This is a genomic window from Shewanella psychrophila (assembly GCF_002005305.1).
GTDB lineage: Bacteria > Pseudomonadota > Gammaproteobacteria > Enterobacterales > Shewanellaceae > Shewanella > Shewanella psychrophila.
The window spans coordinates 3,720,333-3,742,903 of sequence record NZ_CP014782.1; the positions used below are offsets into that span (position 1 = coordinate 3,720,333).

Consider the following 22,571-nt stretch of genomic DNA (forward strand, 5'->3'; position numbering starts at 1 on the left):
TAAACAAATACCAAGGTAATCAGCAATATAGAGTCGTACGACTAAAGGATGATTGATTATTCCATTACTTCATGAATCTAAATATAGATATTCCATTCAGTTATCGTTCAGACACATCAGACTAGTATGCCCTCAACGAAAACCAAGAGACTGAAATAACAGCTTAGCTTTCAACCATAAGCGTTTCAGTCACAATAAATCAGAGAGTGAGAACACAATGAAAACCAAATCTTTAGTATTAGCAGCAGTAATCGCTACAGCAATTTCAGCCCCAACTATGGCTGCAGACTGGTTCGTCGGTGGCGCAGTTGGTTATCAGCAGGACACCTATAAGTCAAAAGAAACTGAATCAGGTAAGACTACGTCAGAGAAGTTTAAAGAGAAAGATATGAGCTACCAGCTGCGTGCCGGTACTTATCTTAATGACAACAACCGTGTTTACGGTACTTACTCATACAACTCAGATGACTTTGCAAAACAGCAGAGCTTTCTGGCGTCATATGATTACCTAATCGGCCTAGACGCTGGTAACAAACTTAACTGGTTTGTTGGTGCTACTGCAGGTATGACTCACACTAGTCCAGATGCTAAAGAGCTAAGTTCAGAAAACACTTTTGTATGGGGTGGTCAAACAGGTCTGATGTACAAGATCAGCGATAAACTAAGCACTGAAATCGGTTACCGTTACCTAAAGCAAGACTATGATTTAAAGTCTTCTGATGATGCTGGCTCAACTCAGTTCTCACTCAACGATACTCAGCAAGTTTACTTAGGTGTTGACTACCGTTTCTAAGCGACTAGTTAAGCAAAAAAGCCCCATTTGGGGCTTTTTTGCTTTTATGCCGGAACATCTGCACCAACCTCTATTCAAATAACTCATTAATTTCCTCTTGAGAAGACAAACACTATCCGTCATCCTAATTTAGATCTAAGCTATCAAGTTCCTTGCTATTCTGATTGATATTACGGAGAGATCCCCATGAGCACATACAAGATATTAGATTGCGGCATTCATGATCACTTGGAGCTCGCTTGCATAAGATCTTATCCGCTTTCCCTAGAACTAAAAGACCAAAAGTCTGTGACGGGAACGCCGCTAAATATAGAAACGCGACAAGACAAGAGTGAATACCTAATACTGCAACAAGAACTGGAAACAATCTCGATAAGACTCGATCAAATCATCGCTTTCACGCCACTGACTCAAAATGCCAGCTTCGGTAGAATCATAGTGAAATAGATATAGCTCAAGCGTTAATCTCGACTTATAGAAACTCGACTAATAACAGCATAGAAGCTAACAAAAGCACTTTGATAGAGTCTATTACCCGCAAAAAATCTAGCTCTATCTAGTTAAAATATAGCTATTTCACTAACGCTTAAGCAACAAGTACAATAAAAAGCCATTTTCTTTCAATTTTCAGCGACTTTTTCCATCATTCAGCATAATTAACTATTCACTACAGTACCTGCACTGATAGAATAATCGCACCATCCAGAAACTATTAGGACTCCCATGAGCCTTGAACTACTGTCCAAGCTGGAGACAAAAATCCAAGCAGCACTTGAAACTATCGAGCTATTGAAAATGGAGCTTGAAGAAGAGAAGCAGAGAGGCGTTAGCCTTATTGAACAAAATCAGCAGCTGAGCCAAGATCTTAATTCTTGGAACGAAAAAGTCACTGGACTCGTTGGTTTACTCAATGAAGAGGTGAGCTAGTACAGAGAATCAGCTCCTCTGCACTGGTTTTATAGCATAAGCGAAGATTTAAGCCATCTTCGCTTCGCTAGTTTGAGCCTCAATCAATTCATTAAGCTCTATAATTGCTTGTTTTACTTGCGGTAAGCTCTTCCTTGGTAATAAAAACCTCCCTTTCTCAAACTCTAAACGACCTAGATCTTTTACCCAGATCACTCCAGATAAAAAAATACGCGCATGTTTCACGATAAGCTTTGGTGCATACACAGGAAAAACTCTCACATGGCCTCCTTGTTATAACTATTCACTAACTACCAACCGCTTTTTAATTTGTTTGGATTCGACTCTGAGTTGGACAGATGTTTTACCATGAGAGTTTCATTAATAAATGTTTTTTTTGTAAAGAATTGAAACAGTATCCATAACGGTAAAACTTTTTCTTGTCTATCATAGCTATAGCCAGTAAATATTTTTAATTGTCGCTTGCCAATAAATTGACACCCTGCTAGATTAGAATGGTTACTCAGGGTAAAACTGAGCCCTATGGCTCGATGACCGTATTTCTTGCGACCAGGAAATACGGTTTTTTTTATGCCTTAAAAAGGAAGTATAAGGCTGCTGGGATACTTTTGCTGAAAGATTTAAAACATTCGAAGCTATAAATATTACATACGCTAATTGGCATTTATCCTTCCTTAGAGCTCCCCTCAAGCCAAGCATAGGCACAAACGACTAACTCTTTATTACGACTCTTTATAACGAGGAATCCTGACACAACGTCGATTAATAGCCTGACCCACACGGACTTAAATGTTCCTGACATTTCCCATATCCATATGGGTCTGAAGTGGGAATGCCACAATGATGCCGGGAGCATCTACGGCCCGTGAGCAAGCGACATAACTCTTTATTACAAGCAGCCTGACACAAAGCCAGTTGTTTACCATCCATGGTCGACCGGCATAAGTGTTCCAGACACAAAAAAGGAGCCGTTAGGCTCCTTTAGGAAAAACTCATAACTGCTGAAATACGCTTATTTCATTGAAGTCAGGTAGTAGGCGATATCGAGCAGCTCATCATAAGACTTGATAGCGCCGGTTTCGACACGGTATTTACCGTTAACCACTAGGGATGGTACGCCAGAGATTTTAGCATTTTCCGTGGCTCGCTTCATCTGTGACATCTGAGCGCTGACCATAAATGAATCTGCTGCGGCATCGAAATCTTTACCTTCTACGCCATTAGCGATAAATAGCTTACGCACATCATCACGGCTAGTGAAGTGTTCCTTCTTCTCATGTATAGCAGCGAAAATTGCCTTCTCTATCTTATCTTCCACTTTTAGCTGATGAGCAACAGCAAAGGCACGGGACATCTCGACACCCATCTCTCTACCTATGAAGTCCACATGATTCTGCTTAAATACTACACCTTCGGGAAGGTTAGCCTTAATTTTAGGCACTTCGGTTTTAGAGAAGTTATAGCAGTGGCCACAATAGAATGAGAAAAACTCGGTAATTTCTGGTTTAGCCGTCGCAGGTCCCTGGTTGATCACTGTGTAGTGAACACCTTCTTTATAATCTACAGCCATGGCAGCCATAGGTGCCATTAATAAAGCTATGGCAATCAATAATGCTTTTTTCATGATGATTCCTTTTTTGCGTGTTACGCAGCGTGATCTTAATAATTTGGAGAATAACATAATGTTCTTTCGAGTGTATCTCAAGGACATTAGTTCATTTTTCTGTTACAAAATGAGAGTTCAAACAACTAACTAGCCTCAATACCCTGGGAGCAAACTCAGTGCTGGCTCATCCAGGATTGCCAATTGCTCCTTAAACGAAAGGATTTGCTGCTCCCAATATCTCTCCTCTGCATACCAGGGAAAATTCATCGGAAATGCTGGGTCTTCCCAACGACGACTAAGCCAAGCATTGTAGTGCAACATGCGCATGGCTCTCAAAGGTTCAATCAACTTTAGCTCTTTAGCATCAAACTCACAGAACTCTTCGTATGCTTCCAGCAAGATCTCTAACTGAAGTTGCTTCTGAGAAGCATCACCAGTGATCATCATCCAAAGATCTTGAATGGCAGGTCCCGTACGTGCATCATCCAAGTCGACAAATCCTGGGCCATCTGGAGTCCACAAGATATTGCCCGGATGAAGATCCCCATGCAAACGTATATGCTTGGGATTCTGCTGACTCCATATCTCCTTGGATTTATCTAACACCTGTTCGACAATAGTGAAATAGGGTAACACTAAGGATGATGGTACATGTCCCGATTCCTTCAACCAAAGCAGAGACTCATCCCCTAGCACTTGTGGGTTTACGAGATCCCTATGGGCAAACTGCCCTTGCTTCGAGTATTGATGGATGCGCCCAATGAAGCGACCCGTAGCCTCTAACTGCTCTAAGTTATCCACCTCAAATGCACGACCGCCAATGGAAGGAAACAAGGCAAACCTAAAACCTCGATACTCATGTAATGAGCGACCATCGATGATAATCGGTGTAGCAATGGGTATCTCTTCATCGAATAACGCCTGAGAAAAGTCGTGCTCTTCCTGGATCTGAGCATTACTCCAACGCTCTGGACGATAGAATTTCACCACATAGCGTACGCCGTTATCACAACGGAACTGATAAACGCGATTCTCATAGCTATTGAGTGCTAACAATCCTGTTTCTGGAAAAATATCTAAGCTTTCGATTGCATCTAAGATCAAATCTGGGGTTAATGCCTGATAATGAAAGCCTGAACCTGTTTGAGCTAAACTCATAATAGCCTCCTCAACAAGCTCGCTAAATACTCGAGTACCTCTACCTCATCTTCACGCTCAACACCGAGCCAGCAGATATCAGCATAAAACTCGTAATTAAGTTGTATATGGGTACCTTCAAATGTGAGTAACCATTGATGTCTATCGGCTCCATCATGACGCTCTATAACCCTGGCATCCATGGCCGCCGCTAGCGGCTCAGCAAATAGATGAAACTGTTCAAAATCGATTTTGGCTTGTATAGACAAGCTTTTAGCCACTGGATCTAGTTGTAATGATTCTAACTTCATTAATATTGTCTCTATAAAAACCTATGATAGCTACTCAATAAATAGACTCAAAAGATTGGAAAAATATAAGGTTTCAGCCTCAAAATAGAAGCCAGTTAACTGTTCCCAACACTGTTAAACAATAACTTGATTAGAATGCCACCTTATCTATAAATTCCTTGCAACTTAATGCTTTACCTTTGGTTGTGACGCATTGTAGACCACATTGATAGCGACCCTTTCCTGAACCACTAACCTTAACCATGCCTGCGCCCTTCATCAGGCACTGCTCTACTTCGGCGTAATAGCCTGAGATGTTTTCACTCTGCGCTGCGCCCTGAGGGATCTCAGTTGTGTCGGCATAATAGAATAAGGTCCACTCAGGGCTTTGTGTACAAGCGGTCAAAGATGAGAACAAGAGACCCAACAAAACTAGCTTACGAAATCCCATAACAACTCCATAAATGCCCTTAAAGGTTAAAAAGAGCCAATAAAAAAGGCGAAACTCAGTTCGCCTATTTTACACTTGTTATACCCGTTTGGGTAAATGAGTTATTTCAATGATTTGGCTTTAGCCTTCTCAATGCGTGTTATACGCCCTTCGAAGCCAGTTACAGTGCCATCGCTCAATCCGTACTCTGCTGCTTTACGACAAACCGCTATAGCACTATCAAACTCACCGCAATCATTAAGTAGAGTAGATAAGTGCATAAAACCTATACCTTTATGTGATGATGGAGAATCAATCACAGAAAACAGTGACAAATAGTATGGCGATAAAGCAGCGCCATACTCTCTATATTGGTCTTGTTTACGCTGCTTATAACACTCGGCAATAGCTCCGAGTAACCCGGCATGCTTTATCGTATTATCCGATGCACCACGGTATTCAGATAACGCCTGAGTCAACTTCGCATTTGCCCAAGACTCATCGGTAACCGCAACCGTAGCAACTTCTGGCTCTGGCTCTGGCTCTGGCTCTGGCTCTGGCTCTGGCTCTGCAGTAAGTTTAACCTCTGATTGTGAACCTGCTAGCTCAGACTCGGTTAATTCTTCTTTTAGCTCTTCTGTAAACTTCTCTTCGGCCGCAGGAGTATCTTTGGTCTCGAAAGTTAACCCTTCATCTACTGGCTTAGCCATTTCAATGACTTCAGACTCGGCTTTCTCAACTGTTTGCTCAGCCACTTTCTCTTCAGCAACGAGGTCTTCAACCTTAGAGTCAACAGTAATTTCAGGCGCTATGGCATCTGAAATATAAGCTTCTTGAGCCGAGTCAACATCGGCCCCCTGGGTCTCATCAGCCTTAGGTTCATCGAAGATCTCTTTCTCAACAGGCATGCTGCTTTGATCTTGTTCATCTTCTGCCAGTCTCTTAGCACGTTTGTACAGATAAATGCCTAAAGCAACTAGCAAAATAATCGCTATATATTTCATTGTCGTCCACCAGTGATTGACTTCAGCCTTTTGTCAGGCTTCATATTCCCTATCCATGTACAGATAGTAACCGATATTATTAATTCATTCTCTTGCTATAAATCAAGTATTTATATCTCTTTTTAGATATTTTTCTTAATTTGCAGTCCCTAGCCACTATTCTGGCAGTAATTTATCTTTATTTACACCCCGACTCAGATGAAAAATAATTAAAGTGGCAAGGTAATAACACAGAATTTTGTGCGCCCCTTCATAGTTTAGATGACTCACTTTGAGACTCACACGAATCAAGCGATATAATAAACGAGCAAACGACTAAGGTACTGTTAGGGGATTGAATATGGCAAATTCAGCGCTGCTAAGCGGCAAATTACTTCGCGAATATCAGACCATCGCCGCCATGGTAGAAATATATTGTAAAGCCCATAAGCATAATGCCATGCCCGTTTCAGAGTGCCAAGAGTGTCAGAAGTTTCTCACCTACGCCCGCACTAAGCTTGACCGTTGTCCATACGGACAAGATAAGCCAACCTGTAATAAGTGTCCGGTTCATTGCTACAAGCCCCATATGAAGGAGAAAGCGAGAGAAATAATGGTGTTTTCGGGCCCAAAGATGTTACTCCCCCATCCAATTATGGCCATACGCCACTTACTGTCGGGTAGAACTCCAGTTACTGGCAAGCCACCAGCCAATCAATCAAACCGCCATCTTAGAAAGCAAAGGGACGCTCAATAGTTGGGAGAAACCACTTACCAATGACTAAGGACTCGAGTTAACTAAACTCGATAAAGATAGATATCAATTCTTAATTCGTCACCTCTCCCCAAGAATCTAGCTCGGCTAGCCCCACATAACGCAGAACAATAGATTTAATATTCAACTCTCAAATTGATTATGTCGCCTTTAAATCTTCAGTCAGTACCAGAAAGTAAGCCCTAATCGATAAAATTACTTAATCGTCACTATTAGCCAATGTTATGCATCATTAATCAAAGTTTATATATACTTATAATCTTGTGGCATCTATGTTTCAAACTCTATAGCTTGATGATTATTTACCCTGTTTATCTTGCTCTTGCCTCCTATAGAGATGACAATGAATTGTTATGAATGAATTTAGCAGCTTTTTCTCACAGAGTTATTGGTGGTTATCACTGCTAGGTGGTCTTCACTGTATCCTTCTGGGTCTCTATATCCGTTATATATATCGGGAGGGCAATGGTAACCACAAGCTTCTAGGTAGCATATTCAGCTTAATGGCACTGTATTTCTTCACCGGAATGCTAAATCGAGATAACTCTCCGGTACCGATCCATCTCGTTTTTACGCTCATTATCCCGGTTTACTTTCTCCTGATGCCTCTGCTGTACCTCTATTGCTATAGAAGCTTGCATAATATTAAACGATCCATCCGTTTCTCCAGACATTTTTATCTTGCGCTTTTCGTTGCCCTAGTGGTCGTCATAACATCTCTATTGAACAAGAATTTCGCCCCAGATGTCAGCTTTGTTGAGCTTAGTAATGCATCAAAAATTCATCAGGTAAATACGTTAGGCGCATTATTGCCTGGCTTGCTCAGCATACAAACCTGTATCTATTTCATTCTGATCATCCGCATGCTCAAGAAGTACCGCGGCAGGACACATAAAGCACATCAAGAGAGTTTAAGGGACATTAAGTTTCGTTGGTTACTGGTACTCACCTTTGCCATGATGGCAAATTGGCTTATACGTACAGTCTTGGTCATATTACCCTTCTACCTGGGAGACCAGATCTCCGAGTTCACCCAAGCTTTTACTCGATTAACTCTGTTACTGACCATATATGTACTGGCTCTCTATGGATTACAACAGATCACCAGAGCCGCCTATCTAAGAGGACGCCTCACCTTAACGACAAACTCAAGCGCTGCAAAAAACAAGGCCAGTACTCAGCTACTCAATTCAGAGGAGCTCAACTACCTACAACAGTTGTTAAAAGAAGAGTCACAAATGGACAAAGGCAGTAACCAAGCCAACTAAGTTGAATAAAAATATCAACACTTTTTAACTCTCTTCATTTAAGCCCACGATGTTTTACGCTATTGTGACTGCCATAAAAAATAATTAAAAGCAGCTATATAAGGGATCAAGATGGGAAAGGCATATCCGACTTTTAAGCTTGCAGTGATTACTGCGGGCCTCCTATTAACCACATCATATTCTATGGCATCTGACCGTAACCATCAGATCACCACAGATGATTTCTTCGATATCGGCGGCATGAGCAGTGTACAGCTCAGCCCTGACGGCAAACGTGCCCTCTGGCTTGAGTCTCGCTGGGACAAAGAGTTAGATAAATCTCAAAAAGATCTTTGGGCAGTCAATACCAAGACCCGTCAGACAACACGGCTCACCTTTACTAATGAGAGCGAGTCTAGCCCGCAATGGAGTCCTGATGGTGCTTACATCTATTATTTAGGCAAGATTTCCCATGAAGATAAGAAAGCTCCCTTCAACGGCAAGAAGCAAGTTTTCAGAATAAGTCACAATGGTGGTGAAGCAGTACCTATGACCAAGGAGGTCGAAGGAGTCAGCGCCTTCTCCGTGAGCAGTGATGGCAATAGCCTCTACTTTCTGACGAGCAAAACCATTAAAGATAAAGATCTATGGGCAGGCATGCGCGCTAGCCATGATAAACCAGAATATGCCCATGGTGAGCGTAAGACCAACCCGCTTTATAAGCTCGACTTGCAGCATTTCAAACAGCAACTCTTGTTAGACGATGACAAGGTAGTATGGCAATTCAGCATCAATAGCGACGGCAGTAAGATAGCGCGTATTACCACATCAGATAACGAGCTGGTTAACCTTGAAGGTTGGTCTGATATAGAGATATATGACACCAAGAGCAAGACCAGTAAGGTGTTAGAAGACACAGCCTGGCGTAAACAAGCCCCATCTGCCTACGGCTGGCTACTCGGCTTAGATTGGCATAGTGACAATCAACAACTCGCATTTAGAATCGACTTCGATGGTCATCCCGGCAAACTCTTCGTCAGCAATACGGAGAAAGACTCATTACTTGAGATCACTCGCCCCGATGATGTGACCTTAAGTTCAGCCAATATTCAATGGCGTCCCAATAGTGACGAGATCTGTTATCGCGGCGCCGATCATGCCCGTGTAAAGCTGTTCTGTAGCGAGGTAGAAGATGGGGAACAGGGCGATACACGTACAGTGATTAAAGGAGATCTGGTCATTGGAAGTTATAGTTTCAGCCATAACGGCAAGAAGCTCGCTTTCAGCCACAATGGACTGGATCACTTCTATGATCTGTTTATTGCCGATGCCGATAGCAAGCGGTCTAAATATAAGCGCATGACAAATATCAACCCTCAGGTCGATAGCTGGATATTGCCACAGATCCAGATAGTAAAATGGCAAGCACCAGACGGCACGAACGTCGAAGGGATATTAGATCTCCCCGCCGGATACAAGAAAAAAGACGGCCCTCTACCGTTAATCGTGCAGATCCACGGCGGGCCGACATCAGCCACACCCTATGCACTGCAACACAGATCTTATGGGCGCTCAACATTTACCGCGAAAGGCTGGGCACTACTGTCACCAAACTACCGTGGTTCTACCGGCTACGGTGATAAGTTCCTGACAGATTTAGTTGGCAAGGAGCATGATATCGAAGTCAAAGATATCATGGCCGGTGTCGACCAGCTGATTACCGATGGCATTGTCGATGGCGATAAGATGGCCGTGATGGGCTGGAGTAACGGTGGCTACCTTACCAACGCCATCATCAGCACTAATACCCGCTTCAAGGCGGCTAGCTCAGGCGCAGGTGTTTTCGACCAACGTTTGCAATGGATGCTGGAAGATACCCCGGGTCATGTGGTCAACTTTATGGAAGGCCTGCCTTGGGAAAAGCCAGATGCTTACACTCATGGCTCTTCACTGACTTATGCGGATAAGATAAAGACGCCGACGCTGATCCACATAGGAGAAAATGATCAACGCGTACCTGCTGGTCATGCTCAAGGACTCTATCGTGCCCTCAAGCACTACCTGAATGTACCTGTAGAACTCATAGTCTATCCGGGTGAAGGCCATGGGTTGAGCAAGTATCAGCATAGGAAAGCCAAGATGGAATGGGATCAGAAGTGGTTCGAACACTATGTTCTAAACCAGGCTATCGACTAAAACTTCAAGGCTAAAGCTAGCGATAAAATGTGAGTTTTTAGCCTGAACATAAGCTGACAAGCAAGGATAAAAGCGCCCTTTAATGGCGCTTTTATCCTTTATGCCATTCTATTTATCACAATAGCTGGGTATGGTATTAGCATATTTTTTGAAAAGGAGTCAAAAGTGAAAAAATTCATTTCTATCATTGCAACTTCATGCGCGCTTATCGCTAGCCTTATCATGTCTCCAGTCGCCCTAGCCGATGAAAGCTATGCAGAGACGGTCGCCAACTTCAAACAGGCTAATGATACTCATAAGTTTTTCGATAACGCCTATGGATATGCCATCTTCCCAACAGTTGGGAAAGGCGGCTTCGGCATCGGTGCTGCGTATGGTAAAGGCCGTGTATTTAAAGGCAATGGCTACGCAGGTGATACTAGCCTGACTCAGATATCCCTAGGGTTCCAGATTGGTGGTCAAGCCTATAGTGAGATCATCTTCTTCAAAGATGCTAAAGCCTACAATGAGTTTACCAGCGGTAGCTTCGAATTTGGTGCTCAGGCATCGGCTGTAGCCATCACCATAGGCGCTAACGCTCAGGCCGGCACAACCGGAAACTCAAGTAGTGCAGGAAAGTCAGCAGCTAAGGCCTCATACATTAATGGTATGGCTGTTTATACTCTGGCTAAGGGCGGCTTGATGTTTGAAGCAGCACTTGCAGGGCAATCATTTACCTTCGAAGATAAGTAAACAAGAAAAACCTAGGGCCTTGTCGGATAACAAGTTTCAAATATCTTTTAGATTAGGTTCATTAGGCTTTGTTGTTATTGGATTAGTTTGCTAAATACCATAGCGTCATCGGTGTTTATTGCTTGCAGCAGGCTTAGTGACACGCCGCAAGCACAGTCCCTGTTGGCTCTGCCGTGACACCCCTGTCACGGAAGGTCACAGCCGCGTTTACACCTGAGTGTTTATCTCTTCGATTGGATTTTTCGGTTCGTGGCTCACTTCTAAGCATAAACGCGCTAGAAGTGTGGCTTTAGCCATTGATGCCTTTATTAGGAAAAATATGGCAATTAGATACACTCCACTAAGCTGTCAAAAACATATAGCTATAATTTTGCGAAACAAAAGTACCATGTGTTGGAGGTCAGTTTGAGTGCTTAGTTATGCGATTTACCCAACGTGAGCGACTATCTTACGAGCAACTTCTGCTGGGGACATATTGGTATTATCCAGCGAAATAGCATTTGAGTGCTTTATCCCAATAAACTTCATTTCGTTCAGTAAACTGAACATCTTTTCTGGACAAGACAATTTATGTGATAACAGCCGCTCTTCTGATATAGAGCGCTGTAGCAAAGCCTCATGGCTAGGGCTTAAGTGGATTGGGTAAATATCAATACCATTTTGTTCGAAAAATTTTAGATATTTATTAATTTCAGCAGCATCACTTTCATAGCAAGTCATGTACGTCATAGCTAGGTGTGTAACACCAATTTCTTTAGCTTTTACCAGCACAGTTCTACGAATTTCATTTGTAAAATTGAAGAAGTCTTTCTCACCGAATTCATTGTAAATAGACAGGCTTAGATCTACAGCAAGGTGATTATGGAACAACTTATATTCAAAATATTCATTTAGGTATTTGGCGACCGTCAGTTTCCCTGCCGCTGGCGCACCATGAAGCCAAATTAATTTCATTTACTACAATCCTTATTTTCAACCACCCAAACGCATAACATTTATATAGTGCACATGCGCTTATATTTGTAAAAACGTGCATGCACAATTATTAAATTTACTATTTAAACTCTATCTTAGCAAAGCTGTTGATTAATAAGCACTCTATCAAGGTTAATTTTGAAAACGAGCATGTCAAATCAAAAAAATTGCTTATAAGTTTAGGCAGGGAGTTACCGTTAAGCACAAATCGAAGAGGTAGATAACCCAGTGTAGATACGGCTGGGAGCTTCGATTTCAGGGATGAAATCGCAGAGCCTCCATGGACGGACTTGTGGCGTCTCCCAGAAGTATCTGCAGATTAATCCACTGCAGGTGATAGATAACAATGAAAGAACGGCTTTCAAACACACCACCCAATACTCATTCCACGAGCAGTTAAAACAAAAAATGTAACCAGTCTTCATTCAAAAGCTAACTATTCGTGTCCCCATGGCGCTGGCGGCAAAGAAACTGGCTTACTCAAGTCGAAATCGACTCTGAAATCACGCTCTTCACGGGTCAAACGGTAGGTAAACTCTTCTGGCTCAATGTACATATGCCACACATTTGTTATTGAGACATTTAAACCATTTTCTCTGAAGTTATTGATCGAATATGCATCGACAGGAAAAGACTGATCGGTAGCACTTCCCATATCCGCTGTCATGCCACCATACATGGTTACCTTGTCTTCACTGCCATCTTTATGGCGATGATCATGTGCTAAATGCAGGCCATATTGAGTCTTAGTGATCACCCAGGTACGTGAATGGTCATCACCCACATGAAACGGTACTTTAAGCTCAGTCTCGCTGCACTCACGTACATGCATGATGAGTTTCTTGCCACTGAAAGCTGAATCGGCAGAGTTACCGGCAGTAATTGTTCCCTCAAAAGCCTTACCACAATGGGCTGCAATACTATCGAAGAAGGCGTCCTGTTCAGATGTAGTGGCTAGAGCTGGCAAGGCAATCAGTGAAGTGCTAGTTAACAAAAGCGCAAGCTGTGAGTATTTTGTTGTTTTCATTATTATCTCCATCAATTTGTGCTAGACAGCCTAACATAACGAGATAAATTTTAACTTAAGGGCTCTTTTCTTCGGTGATCAACCATTAATAGCCCATCATTTAATTCTCATCTTATGCTGCTGCTGAAATTCCAACTTTAACCGTTCGACAAAACGACGCATAACCAGAGGGAGCTGCTTTTGATAAGAGTGCAGCGCATAGACGACACGCACCTCTCCTTCAAACTCAGGTAATATCCGCTGTAACATGCCGGCTTCTAATTCATCTTGCACGAAGATTGACGGTATCAGGCCTATTCCAACTCCAGACTTAACGCTGTTAATTGCGCTGATGGAGGTATTAACTCTCAAACTCTGATCACTGGTATAACTTATCTCAGTCCCTTGCTTTGCCTTTAATGTCGCCCCGTTTTGCCAAGGTAAGATCACCAGAGTTTGCTCGCTCAAGTGCTCGGATCGTATCTCACCAACTCGAGCTAAATAGCGCGGAGAAGCCACCAAGATACTATCTAACTTTCCTATCGGTATGGCTTGATAATTACTGTCTTTCTGTGGCCCCACTGAGATGGCAATATCTAGCTTATGCTCCAATAAATCCAGCCGTTCATCGGTAAAAACTAGCTCTGGGGTCAACTTAGGATATTCGCTACAAAGCTCTGCCACTATGGGCGTCACCAAGCTAGTTTCAAAAGCATGGGGCGCCGTGATTGACACTCGACCTGTAGGAACATGCTCGAGAGATTGCATCTCATCTAAAGTCGCCGATAACAGATCTACCAGCTGCTCACTGCGTTTAGCCAGTTTTTTCCCTGCAGCAGTGAGATTGAGCTGGCGAGTGCTGCGGTTCAGTAGGCGGACCCCGAGCCCGGTTTCAAGCTGACTCACATACTGACTCACAGCAGACTTGGTATGGCCTAATGCTTCGGCAGCCGCAGTAAAGGAGCCTCGATTGACGACCTCATCAAACACTAACATCTGATAGCTCAGCCGCCTTTGTTCATTTTTAATGAACATTAAGTTCACCTTCAGGCTAATTATTATAAATTAAAAACACAATAGACTGGTTTGCATAGGGACACAAGCCAACCATAGAGAGAAATAAGATGACTCAATCAATACGCCAATCCGTAATGCAAGCTAGCCGTGAGTGGATAGCAGATTTCAATCGTGGCGACACCCAAGCCTGTATCGGCCGCTATTTCCCCGAAGCTAAGATGCAGGTCTCGCCCTTCGGTCGTTTCGACGGTCTCGAGGCCATCGCCCAATTCTGGCTAGGTTTTGCCGAAAGTAAGCCTGGAGAACTCGTATATAGAAATGTTGAGATCAAGGTGCTCAACGATAAACAAGCTATCCTATCTGCCAACTGGTCGATGAATATCGCCAGCGGCTTTATCAGTAAAGAACTATGGACCTTGGCCCACGATGGCCAATGGTATCTGGAAGAAGATGATTTCAGTGTACTCACTCAGCTTGAGGCGCCATTAGCCAAAGAGCAACGCACCGCACTGGTATTAGTCGACTTACAAAATGACTACTTTCAAGGTGGACGCTTTGAGCTAGAAAGCCCAATTGGGAGCACCCTGAAAGCAAAAAGTTTGCTATCTCATTTTAGAGCTAAACAGCTACCCGTGATTCATATTCAGCATATATTCGAAGATGAAAATGCGCCCTTCTTTGCCCCAAATACCACAGGCATAGAGATAGAAAGCAGTGTCTCACCGATTGAGGGTGAGCCTGTGATAGTTAAACATCAGATAGATAGCTTTATCGACACGGCTCTGGAGCAGACTTTGGTTGAATTAGGCATTAATAAGCTGATTATCGTCGGCGCTATGGCGCAGGCCTGCGTGCAGACAATCTGTCGCAGTGCAGTTAATAAGGGCTATCAGTGCGAAGTCATCGAAGATGGAATTGCCGCACCGTCATTAGAATACGGCGAACATAGCTTCAGTGGGGCACAAATAGTCGCGGCCAACCTGCTATCCCTCACCTTCGGCGGAGCGCAGATAAAGACCAGCCAGGCCTGGTTAATCGAAAATAGTTAATCAAACCAGGCGGCTGACTTTTCTGCCGCCTGACTTTTTACCGAATCATCAATATACATACTCACCATAGCAAGCGCTGCAGCCAGAGCACCTAAATCATCTGAGAAGCCAACCACTGGCGTTAAGTCAGGAATAGCATCGATAGGCGCGATAAAATAGGCTAATGCACCGAAGATCACAGTCTTGGCCCACTTAGGCGTGTCTGGTCGCTGGGCCGCATAGTAAAGACATAAAGCCTTATCTATTACCTCCATGCCAGCTTTTTTGGCAAACAGTTTTACCTTGTGCCAGAAGCCTTCATCACTATAACCATCAGCTTCACTATGGTTTGAATTATCAGACATCATTTACTCTTAAATACAAATAAGGGAATATCCATGATATTCCCTTATTTCAGCTTATTTAGCTAGAACAGACTCGAGGCGAGCTATCTTTGATGCTTAGGTGTGGTACCCCAGACATTCTTTTTCGCCGGACGTTTCTTCTGGCTATTGGCACTACTCCCTTGCGTACCTGATGCCTTCCCGTCCTGATTCTTTGAAGAGCTGCCAGTCTTGCCCTTAGGCTTCCTGTCGGCAAATTGATCTTCCGAGAAGCGGGTAAAGGCCTTCTTGCCATCGGAAGAGGCATTACTGTTAGCTTTCTTAGCACCGTCCTTCCCCTTGTTACGCATGGCTTCACGTTCATGACGGGACTCGGTCGGAACCAGACAGCTGGGGCTATTACCTATAAGCTCCTCTCTACCCATCTCAATTAGGGCTTCGCGGATCATAGGCCAACCAGCTTCATCATGATACCGCAGCAGTGCCTTGTGTAATTTTCGCTGACGGCCCTTCTTCGGCACAGTCACCTGTTCACTGGTGTGTTTTACATTTTTCAGTGAATTCAGTCCGGTATGATAAATGGTGGTCGCATTTGCCATCGGAGATGGATAGAAGTTCTGCACCTGATCTAGCTTGAACTTCTCACCTTTAAGCCATAGCGCCAGGTTGACCATATCTTCATTGGTCGTTCCCGGATGTGCCGAGATAAAGTAAGGGATAAGATACTGCTTCTTACCTGCTTCCTTGGAGTATTTGTCGAACAACTCCTTAAACTTTTCATAGGTGCCCATGCCCGGCTTCATCATCTTATTAAGCGGGCCATCCTCGGTATGCTCTGGAGCAATTTTAAGGTAGCCACCAACATGGTGAGTCGCCAGCTCTTTTACGTAGCGTGGATCTTCAGATGCCAGATCATAACGAACCCCGGACGCAATCAAGATTTTCTTAATGCCTGGCACATCTCGCGCCGCGCGGTACAGATCGATCGTCGGCTGATGATCGGTATCCATATGGCCACAAATGTCAGGGAAAATACAAGAGATACGACGACAGGTCTTCTCGGCTTTCTCACTCTTACAGCCTAAGTGATACATGTTAGCCGTAGGGCCACCTAAGTCTGAAATTACTCCGGTAAAACCTGGCACCTTGTCCTGAATATCTTTAATCTCCTTCACAATAGACTCTTGTGAACGGCTTTGGATTATACGTCCTTCGTGTTCGGTGATAGAACAGAATGAACAGCCACCGAAACAACCACGCATGATGTTAATCGAGGTCTTAATCATATCATAGGCAGGGATCTTCTCACTGCCATAAGATGGATGAGGTACTCTCTGATAAGAGAGACCAAAAACACCATCCATCTCTTCGGTGCTTAGCGGCCAAGCAGGAGGATTTATCCAGATGGCTCGCTCGGCATGACGCTGAAATAGCGCACGGGCACAGCCCGGGTTCTGTTCCTGGTGCAAAATTCTAGACGCATGAGCATAAAGATATTTATCGCCAGAGACTTTTTCATAGCTAGGTAGCAGGACATAGGTCTTCTCCCAAGGTTTTGGCCTCGGAGCCTGTACGCTAATCGCTTTAGGAGCTTCGTTATCAAAAATTTTCACATCCGACGGACCGGAGAGGTTTTTACAACCCACATCATCGGCGCCGTAGGGATTAGGAATAGGGTCAATCTTATGCAGCTGATCTATCTTACGTGAATCCATGCCCTTCCATTCGGCGAGTGGCTCTTTACGTATCACTGTGGTACCACGAATATCGTGCAGTTCTGCTATCGACTCACCCGCAGCCAATCTATGGGAGATCTCAACCAGAGGGCGCTCAGCATTACCATAAGCCAGAATATCTGCTTTCGCGTCTAAGATCACACTGCGGCGGACCTTATCAGACCAATAATCGTAGTGAGCCATGCGGCGCAAACTAGCTTCTATACCACCTATGACAACAGGCACTTGCTTGTAAGCTTCCTTACACCTCTGGGTATAGACTGTTACGGCGCGATCGGGGCGCTTACCCCCTATATTTCCAGCTGTATAGGCATCATCATGACGCATGCGACGCTCGGCGGTATAACGGTTGATCATCGAGTCCATGTTGCCCGAAGTCACTCCGAAATAGAGATTCGGCTTACCCAGTTTCATGAAGTCTTCTTTATTAGACCAGTCAGGTTGAGAGATAATACCGACCCTGAAACCTTGAGACTCGAGCATACGGCCAATCACTGCCATACCGAAGCTAGGATGATCCACATAGGCATCGCCTGTGACTATGATGATGTCGCAGGTATCCCAGCCTAATTTCTTCATCTCTTTACGAGACATTGGCAAGAAAGGCGCTGCCTTAGTTTGCTCTGGACGATATTTAGGATAAGTAAAGAGGGTGGATTCAACTTGCATGAGTAATAGAGCCTAGCTGTCTAACGGTGAAAATAGAATATTCGCGCCCACTAACGGGACGCGGAGTATAGCAGGGGACACGCCATCTAGGCGAACAAAAAACAAACAAAAGTAAAGAAAAGCTAACTTAAGGTAGAAATATTTATGTAACCCTAAAAGCCGTAAGGATATAGACAAGCTCAGTATTTTACTCATGAACTTGCCCTTTTATTATGGATATTTCGGCTAATAGCTTACATACCCTTTAACTAAACCAAGTAACCCATTGAGTCCAGAACAAAGTGAGTGATATTAAAAATGGCTAAGATCAAAATGACTGACCAACTGAGTAGCCCGCCCCAGAACCGCCCAAGATGATAACCACCTTTGCCTTGGGTCAAGCCAACTGCATGTAAGATACGACCTATGATCCAGACGATTCCGAGCAGGTGTAGATAGATGCCAGAGAGATCGTTCAATTCCGCCAGCAGCAGTAAGATCATAGCAATAGGCGCATTCTCAACTAAGTTAGCATGAACTCGGGTCGCGAGCTCAAGCGCTTTATTGTCTGCACTACCTAGGCCTATCTTATGTTTGCGGCGTAACTTGACTACCCGCATGGCCAATGCCACCACTAATATCGCCGTTAAACTGATATACAGACCCGAAATAACCACAGACATATGTCATCCTTTTACTTGCACTATTGATTTTAATAAACCAGCATTACAACTAATTGAACCTAAGTAAATATTTTCCAGTCGATTAACCTTTTTTCCACAAATTAGGTTAATATGCGCTCGCCTGAAGACCCCAATATCTAAATCACAAATGGACCTCGCTAGTGGACAACGAAGAATTTCTTGAGAAACGACGTTTTATCATCAAGTTAGGAAAATCGTTACATAAATTCGGTACGCCAGCTTATCGGCTAGAAGCCCATCTGCAAGCCGTTTCAAATCTACTCGGGCTAGAGGGATACTTTCTGATATCCCCCACAGCCATGACATTTGTGCTGCAACACGATACCGATCAAGAGTATAATCATGTCGCACGCGTCAACCCCGGCGAGTTAGACCTTGGCTCTTTGGCTCGTACCGACGAGCTCGTCGAAGAGCTGGTTTCAGGTAAACGCACCCTAACTGAAGCTTTGGAACGTCTAGAAGAGATAGCCAACAAGCCTAATCCTTACAGCAATAAGCTCACTTTACTTGCATTTGGCAGCTCCGCAGGAGCCTTTGCTATGTTAATGGGCACCAGTTGGAGTGATGTATTCTGGTCTGCACTACTGGGCTTAATGGTTTATGGTTTGGTTTACCGTGCCGAGCATTCCAAACGTATGGCCGAGATGCTTGAACCCTTAGCGGCCATTCTCTGTGCCATATCAGCCACTGCTATCTCCCATTTCGACCCAAGTATTAATATTCCCGTGGTGATCCTCTCGGGCATCATCATCTTTATCCCCGGACTTGCGCTGACATTAGGCATGGCTGAGCTTGCCGCCAGAGATCTTATTTCAGGTACCGCACGCATCATGGATGCCTTCATGTTGCTGTTTAAACTCTATTTCGGCGTGATATTGGGCATGGTTGTCGGCTCAGCTATCTTCGGCGATGCCATTAGTTTCGAGCCAGCCCCTTTACCTAAATGGGCTATTTGGTCAGCTGTTCCGATTCTTTCTATGGCATTGGTTATTATCTTTAAAGCCCGCATGAAGGATGCTCCTTGGGGAATACTCGCCGGTATAGTCGCATTCTTCTCATCCATGCTAGGCGGCATCTACCTCGGGGATTCCATTGGTATATTCATCGGTGCATTCGCCGTTGGTGTCTATTCCAATTTATTTGCTCGATGGATGAAGGCACCGGCTTCTATCGCCCTGCTGCAAGGCATAGTGATCTTAGTACCCGGCAGTAAAACTTACATCGGGCTCAACACGCTTATCTTAGGTGAAACCATGCTTAATCAATCACACATAGGCACCCAGGTTTTTCTGATCTTTATGTCGCTAATCGCCGGACTCATTTTCGCCAACGTCGCAGTCCCTCCACGAAGAACGCTCTAGAAATCTGTCGCCACTGATTCCTAACCATACTCAGCGTTAAAAACAACATTTAGCGCTGATAAATTCCAGTCATAAGTTCCAGCCCCAAGCTCAGGTTCTACCCAGCATCTATGCCGATTACACATGGATTACTCACCATTTTAACTATGTAAAATCACCCACATATTTTATCTTTAGCCTTGACTAACTCCTATCTGGCGTGTGTTATTAACTTGTAGCCCAAAAATTTAATTTAGGATATTCAAACACACTCAAACAATATAAAAGGCTTCTATATGATGAGATACACGTCTAATTTATCTCTGTTTATTCTCTGCGTTATGGCCAGCATGCCTAGCAGAGGAGACGATTCGACGTTAACTGAAACATCATCAGATGAACCTTCTATGCTGACTGACGGCGAAGCTTTTGAACGAGAGGACACCAGCCCCAAACTCACCCAGAAGAAGCTTATTCGAAAAATTGTGGTCTCCAGTAATCCTATCTTCGATGAGTCAGATCCCGATGCCTTTTTTATCCATCGCTGGGCTAATTACCTGCATATCAATACCCGTGAAGCCACCATTATCAATAAATTAAGCTTAGCGACCGGCGACAGAATCACCCAAAAAAATCTCGATGAGGCTCAACGTCTATTGAGATATGAGCCCTACATACGCGATGCAAAAGTTAGCTTGGTAGAAAAAGCACCCGATTCCGATATTACCGAAGAGGGAGATACACTCCTGGTAGAGACTTGGGATAACTGGTCGCTGTTACCGACTCTTAGCCTGAGTCATAGCGGCGGAGAGAGTAAGTACTCCATAGGCATTAAAGAAGATAACTTACTTGGCTACGGTATACGTACCCGGGTTAAGTACAAATCTGACGCCGATAGAAGCGGCTATAAAATCTCACTGGAAGCACCACTGGATAGTTTTATCAAGCACTCAAAAGTCGCCTTCAACTATCAAGATAATAGCGACGGAGAGGCGACACAGTTTTACTTCAACAAACCCTTTTATACCTTAGATACCCAAGACATGTATTCGGCCATGTACAGCGATGATCTCAGGGTCGATACCCTTAGACAAAATGGCATCGACATCAACGAGTTTGAACAGCAACATGACTTTAATAACGTGATGTATGGATGGCAGGTGAGTAAGAGCGACAACTCTCGAACTCGCATTATCACTGGTATCACCCAAGATAAAAGCCAATTTGCCAACGTTGAGCAATATCCCGACTCAGCTCTCCCCCAAGACAGGGACTTTCTCTATCCCTGGCTCGCCTATGAGTTTTTGCAAGATGACTTCAAGGTGCTAAACAATATCCACCTCATCAACTATAACGAAGACTTTAATCTAGGTTGGCACCATTACTTTAAATTAGGCCTAGAGACCCAAGATATTTCTGACAGCAGCCCGGTTGGATACCACCTGAACTGGAAAACCACTCGTGGCTATCAGGCCGATACAGAGCTTCTCCTACTGGGCTTTGACGGTGAAGGAGCATTTTCTACCAGCCAAAAAGACTTCTACAAGGTAAACTTGAGCGCGGAATACTTCCATCAGATAAGTCCTAAATGGACGGCTTACGTTAAGACTAGGCTAAGTAAATCTAGGAATAACTATCTAGATAAAACCTTTGCCTTAGGTGACGACACGGGTATACGTGGCTACCCTAACGATTACCAACATGGTGATAACCAATGGTTATTTACCACAGAGATCCGCAACTACCCAAATATTAACTTATATCAACTCGCCGAACTCGGCTGGGCTGCTTTTGTCGATGTAGGTCAGGCCTATGGCGGGCCCGATGAAAATAATGAAATATCGGGTCCAATAGGAAGCATAGGAGTAGGCGCGAGAATCTATTCATCTCGCTCGAGTTACGGCAATGTGGCCCACATAGACTTCAGCTTCCCTTTCACCTCAGGCGTAGAGGTTAACAGCTGGGAATGGCGCTTTCAGGTAAGAAACCGATTTTAAAGAAAATGTATAAAGGCTCATCATCTGGCAAGCTATGTTCCATACTCCACTAAAATAATTTAGTTCATTCACAATATCTTAGCCTCATCGCCAACTACTACCTCAGGCAGAAGTGAGTGTGAACTTCTGTTTGCCGAAAAACCTAATCTGTTAACCTTCTGAAGAGATAATAAAATTAAAATCCAGTTTGTTCGATTGCCTCGGACCATACCGAGCGGGCATCTTTTAGCAATAAGCCATCGGAAGTGGCATCATTAAGAAAAGACCTCGATAGATTTACTTTCATAAACACGCTGAGATTATTTTTATAGTAGGTGCTCAACTCTACCTCAAGACCCTGATACAACTCCGCATCACTTGAGATATCGGCAACATAATCACCGGTATAGAAATCATTATCGAAAATCGTCAAAGTTCGCTCAGACATATCTTTAGCATTCAACTCATGGATCAGCTTATTTTTGACTCGAATTGTATCCTCATTCAATAGAGAAAGGTGTCCATTTCCTTCAACGTTGACAGGCTTATATAAATAGAAACCAGCATCAGCTCTAAGAGTAAAATACCTCAATTCATTAAACTCTAGCGTATTGGCTGAGTCGGCCGAAAAACGCTGAAACATATTCACCTCCTCGGACTCGAATACATGATCATGGATAA

Annotated in this window: 24 protein-coding genes; 11 read left to right on the forward strand and 13 right to left on the reverse strand. The window is 43.8% G+C overall.

The genetic code is table 11. The annotated features are described in order from the left end of the window. Positions 1-217 precede the first annotated feature (217 nt). From sps_RS15945 to sps_RS15955, 3 genes are all read left to right on the forward strand, one after another. Entirely contained in the window at positions 218-793 is a 576-nt protein-coding gene (locus sps_RS15945; RefSeq protein WP_077753427.1) for an outer membrane beta-barrel protein, read from the forward strand. 186 nt (positions 794-979) lie between these two features. Continuing rightward, the gene (locus tag sps_RS15950) at positions 980-1,240 is read left to right on the forward strand and encodes a Rho-binding antiterminator (protein WP_077753428.1); all 261 of its coding nucleotides are present in this window, start codon (positions 980-982) and stop codon (positions 1,238-1,240) included. A 276-nt stretch (positions 1,241-1,516) separates the two neighbouring features. Beyond that, positions 1,517-1,720, forward strand: a complete 204-nt coding sequence (locus sps_RS15955; RefSeq protein WP_077753429.1) for a cell division protein ZapB — start codon at positions 1,517-1,519, stop codon at positions 1,718-1,720. Positions 1,721-1,768: 48 nt separating this feature from the next. On the opposite strand, the gene sps_RS15960 is transcribed toward sps_RS15955, so the two are convergent. The 6 genes from sps_RS15960 to sps_RS15985 all read right to left on the reverse strand — a co-directional run bounded on the left by sps_RS15960 (position 1,769) and on the right by sps_RS15985 (position 6,187). After that, positions 1,769-1,981: a DUF1107 domain-containing protein gene (locus sps_RS15960; RefSeq protein WP_077753430.1), complete on the reverse strand. Its 213-nt coding sequence runs from the start codon at positions 1,979-1,981 to the stop codon at positions 1,769-1,771. A 751-nt stretch (positions 1,982-2,732) separates the two neighbouring features. Beyond that, on the reverse strand, positions 2,733-3,344 hold the full coding sequence (locus sps_RS15965) for a thiol:disulfide interchange protein DsbA/DsbL (protein WP_077753431.1): 612 nt from the start codon (positions 3,342-3,344) through the stop codon (positions 2,733-2,735). A 135-nt stretch (positions 3,345-3,479) separates the two neighbouring features. Then, positions 3,480-4,484: a serine/threonine protein kinase gene (locus sps_RS15970; RefSeq protein WP_077753432.1), complete on the reverse strand. Its 1,005-nt coding sequence runs from the start codon at positions 4,482-4,484 to the stop codon at positions 3,480-3,482. Next, positions 4,481-4,774: a DUF3630 family protein gene (locus sps_RS15975; protein WP_077753433.1), complete on the reverse strand. Its 294-nt coding sequence runs from the start codon at positions 4,772-4,774 to the stop codon at positions 4,481-4,483. The genes sps_RS15970 and sps_RS15975 overlap by 4 nt, the downstream gene beginning before the upstream one ends. A gap of 130 nt (positions 4,775-4,904) precedes the next feature. Next, the gene (locus sps_RS15980; protein ID WP_077753434.1) at positions 4,905-5,204 is read right to left on the reverse strand and encodes a hypothetical protein; all 300 of its coding nucleotides are present in this window, start codon (positions 5,202-5,204) and stop codon (positions 4,905-4,907) included. Between the two features lie 101 nt (positions 5,205-5,305). After that, positions 5,306-6,187 (reverse strand): hypothetical protein, encoded by an 882-nt coding sequence (locus sps_RS15985; protein ID WP_077753435.1) that lies wholly within the window; start codon positions 6,185-6,187, stop codon positions 5,306-5,308. A gap of 340 nt (positions 6,188-6,527) precedes the next feature. Between sps_RS15985 and sps_RS15990 the strand changes: the two genes are divergently transcribed. From sps_RS15990 to sps_RS16005, 4 genes are all read left to right on the forward strand, one after another. Beyond that, complete coding sequence (locus sps_RS15990; RefSeq protein WP_077753436.1) at positions 6,528-6,923, forward strand: nitrous oxide-stimulated promoter family protein; 396 nt, start codon at positions 6,528-6,530, stop codon at positions 6,921-6,923. Positions 6,924-7,294: 371 nt separating this feature from the next. Next, positions 7,295-8,209: a hypothetical protein gene (locus sps_RS15995; protein WP_077753437.1), complete on the forward strand. Its 915-nt coding sequence runs from the start codon at positions 7,295-7,297 to the stop codon at positions 8,207-8,209. A 111-nt stretch (positions 8,210-8,320) separates the two neighbouring features. After that, a complete protein-coding gene (locus sps_RS16000) occupies positions 8,321-10,384 on the forward strand; it encodes a S9 family peptidase (RefSeq protein WP_077753438.1) in 2,064 nt (687 codons plus the stop codon). 165 nt (positions 10,385-10,549) lie between these two features. Beyond that, complete coding sequence (locus tag sps_RS16005) at positions 10,550-11,116, forward strand: lipid-binding SYLF domain-containing protein (RefSeq protein WP_077753439.1); 567 nt, start codon at positions 10,550-10,552, stop codon at positions 11,114-11,116. Positions 11,117-11,542: 426 nt separating this feature from the next. Here sps_RS16005 and sps_RS16010 read toward each other — a convergent pair whose 3' ends face one another. After that, positions 11,543-12,070, reverse strand: a complete 528-nt coding sequence (locus sps_RS16010; protein ID WP_077753440.1) for a DEAD/DEAH box helicase family protein — start codon at positions 12,068-12,070, stop codon at positions 11,543-11,545. Positions 12,071-12,352: 282 nt separating this feature from the next. On the opposite strand from sps_RS16010, the gene sps_RS28520 reads away from it, so the two are divergent. Continuing rightward, complete coding sequence (locus tag sps_RS28520) at positions 12,353-12,505, forward strand: hypothetical protein (RefSeq protein WP_169915791.1); 153 nt, start codon at positions 12,353-12,355, stop codon at positions 12,503-12,505. Positions 12,506-12,527: 22 nt separating this feature from the next. On the opposite strand, the gene sps_RS16015 is transcribed toward sps_RS28520, so the two are convergent. Both sps_RS16015 and sps_RS16020 read right to left on the reverse strand, forming a co-directional pair. Continuing rightward, on the reverse strand, positions 12,528-13,118 hold the full coding sequence (locus sps_RS16015) for a hypothetical protein (RefSeq protein WP_077753441.1): 591 nt from the start codon (positions 13,116-13,118) through the stop codon (positions 12,528-12,530). Between the two features lie 96 nt (positions 13,119-13,214). Continuing rightward, the gene (locus tag sps_RS16020; RefSeq protein WP_237157854.1) at positions 13,215-14,132 is read right to left on the reverse strand and encodes a LysR family transcriptional regulator; all 918 of its coding nucleotides are present in this window, start codon (positions 14,130-14,132) and stop codon (positions 13,215-13,217) included. Between the two features lie 89 nt (positions 14,133-14,221). Between sps_RS16020 and sps_RS16025 the strand changes: the two genes are divergently transcribed. Further along, complete coding sequence (locus sps_RS16025) at positions 14,222-15,163, forward strand: cysteine hydrolase family protein (protein WP_077753442.1); 942 nt, start codon at positions 14,222-14,224, stop codon at positions 15,161-15,163. Here sps_RS16025 and sps_RS16030 read toward each other — a convergent pair. The 3 genes from sps_RS16030 to sps_RS16040 form a co-directional block, all read right to left on the reverse strand. Then, positions 15,160-15,507 carry a YkvA family protein gene (locus tag sps_RS16030; protein WP_077753443.1) on the reverse strand — a complete coding sequence of 116 codons (348 nt, stop codon included), beginning with the start codon at positions 15,505-15,507 and terminating at the stop codon, positions 15,160-15,162. The genes sps_RS16025 and sps_RS16030 overlap by 4 nt on opposite strands. 83 nt (positions 15,508-15,590) lie before the next feature. Further along, positions 15,591-17,891: a YgiQ family radical SAM protein gene (locus sps_RS16035; protein WP_077753444.1), complete on the reverse strand. Its 2,301-nt coding sequence runs from the start codon at positions 17,889-17,891 to the stop codon at positions 15,591-15,593. A 248-nt stretch (positions 17,892-18,139) separates the two neighbouring features. Further along, positions 18,140-18,553 carry an MAPEG family protein gene (locus tag sps_RS16040; protein WP_077753445.1) on the reverse strand — a complete coding sequence of 138 codons (414 nt, stop codon included), beginning with the start codon at positions 18,551-18,553 and terminating at the stop codon, positions 18,140-18,142. A gap of 161 nt (positions 18,554-18,714) precedes the next feature. Between sps_RS16040 and sps_RS16045 the strand changes: the two genes are divergently transcribed. Both sps_RS16045 and sps_RS16050 read left to right on the forward strand, forming a co-directional pair. After that, positions 18,715-19,935 (forward strand): threonine/serine exporter family protein, encoded by a 1,221-nt coding sequence (locus sps_RS16045; protein WP_077753446.1) that lies wholly within the window; start codon positions 18,715-18,717, stop codon positions 19,933-19,935. Between the two features lie 386 nt (positions 19,936-20,321). After that, entirely contained in the window at positions 20,322-21,911 is a 1,590-nt protein-coding gene (locus tag sps_RS16050; protein WP_077755725.1) for a BamA/TamA family outer membrane protein, read from the forward strand. A 175-nt stretch (positions 21,912-22,086) separates the two neighbouring features. Here the strand turns inward: sps_RS16050 and sps_RS16055 are convergent, their stop codons facing one another. Then, complete coding sequence (locus sps_RS16055) at positions 22,087-22,533, reverse strand: hypothetical protein (RefSeq protein WP_077753447.1); 447 nt, start codon at positions 22,531-22,533, stop codon at positions 22,087-22,089. Between the last annotated feature and the right edge of the window lie 38 nt (positions 22,534-22,571).

Bases quoted from the DNA above. Each gene is read 5' to 3' on its own strand.
- sps_RS15955 (WP_077753429.1), top strand. From the start codon at position 1,517: ATGAGCCTTGAACTACTGTCCAAGCTGGAGACAAAAATCCAAGCAGCA.
- sps_RS16040 (WP_077753445.1), bottom strand. From the start codon at position 18,553: ATGTCTGTGGTTATTTCGGGTCTGTATATCAGTTTAACGGCGATATTA.
- sps_RS28520 (WP_169915791.1), top strand. From the start codon at position 12,353: ATGAAATCGCAGAGCCTCCATGGACGGACTTGTGGCGTCTCCCAGAAG.
- sps_RS16015 (WP_077753441.1), bottom strand. From the start codon at position 13,118: ATGAAAACAACAAAATACTCACAGCTTGCGCTTTTGTTAACTAGCACT.
- sps_RS15980 (WP_077753434.1), bottom strand. From the start codon at position 5,204: ATGGGATTTCGTAAGCTAGTTTTGTTGGGTCTCTTGTTCTCATCTTTG.
- sps_RS15990 (WP_077753436.1), top strand. From the start codon at position 6,528: ATGGCAAATTCAGCGCTGCTAAGCGGCAAATTACTTCGCGAATATCAG.
- sps_RS15945 (WP_077753427.1), top strand. From the start codon at position 218: ATGAAAACCAAATCTTTAGTATTAGCAGCAGTAATCGCTACAGCAATT.
- sps_RS15995 (WP_077753437.1), top strand. From the start codon at position 7,295: ATGAATGAATTTAGCAGCTTTTTCTCACAGAGTTATTGGTGGTTATCA.
- sps_RS15985 (WP_077753435.1), bottom strand. From the start codon at position 6,187: ATGAAATATATAGCGATTATTTTGCTAGTTGCTTTAGGCATTTATCTG.
- sps_RS16055 (WP_077753447.1), bottom strand. From the start codon at position 22,533: ATGTTTCAGCGTTTTTCGGCCGACTCAGCCAATACGCTAGAGTTTAAT.
- sps_RS16000 (WP_077753438.1), top strand. From the start codon at position 8,321: ATGGGAAAGGCATATCCGACTTTTAAGCTTGCAGTGATTACTGCGGGC.
- sps_RS16025 (WP_077753442.1), top strand. From the start codon at position 14,222: ATGACTCAATCAATACGCCAATCCGTAATGCAAGCTAGCCGTGAGTGG.
- sps_RS15970 (WP_077753432.1), bottom strand. From the start codon at position 4,484: ATGAGTTTAGCTCAAACAGGTTCAGGCTTTCATTATCAGGCATTAACC.
- sps_RS16020 (WP_237157854.1), bottom strand. From the start codon at position 14,132: ATGTTCATTAAAAATGAACAAAGGCGGCTGAGCTATCAGATGTTAGTG.
- sps_RS16010 (WP_077753440.1), bottom strand. From the start codon at position 12,070: ATGAAATTAATTTGGCTTCATGGTGCGCCAGCGGCAGGGAAACTGACG.
- sps_RS16035 (WP_077753444.1), bottom strand. From the start codon at position 17,891: ATGCAAGTTGAATCCACCCTCTTTACTTATCCTAAATATCGTCCAGAG.
- sps_RS15975 (WP_077753433.1), bottom strand. From the start codon at position 4,774: ATGAAGTTAGAATCATTACAACTAGATCCAGTGGCTAAAAGCTTGTCT.
- sps_RS16050 (WP_077755725.1), top strand. From the start codon at position 20,322: ATGCTGACTGACGGCGAAGCTTTTGAACGAGAGGACACCAGCCCCAAA.
- sps_RS15965 (WP_077753431.1), bottom strand. From the start codon at position 3,344: ATGAAAAAAGCATTATTGATTGCCATAGCTTTATTAATGGCACCTATG.
- sps_RS16030 (WP_077753443.1), bottom strand. From the start codon at position 15,507: ATGTCTGATAATTCAAACCATAGTGAAGCTGATGGTTATAGTGATGAA.
- sps_RS15950 (WP_077753428.1), top strand. From the start codon at position 980: ATGAGCACATACAAGATATTAGATTGCGGCATTCATGATCACTTGGAG.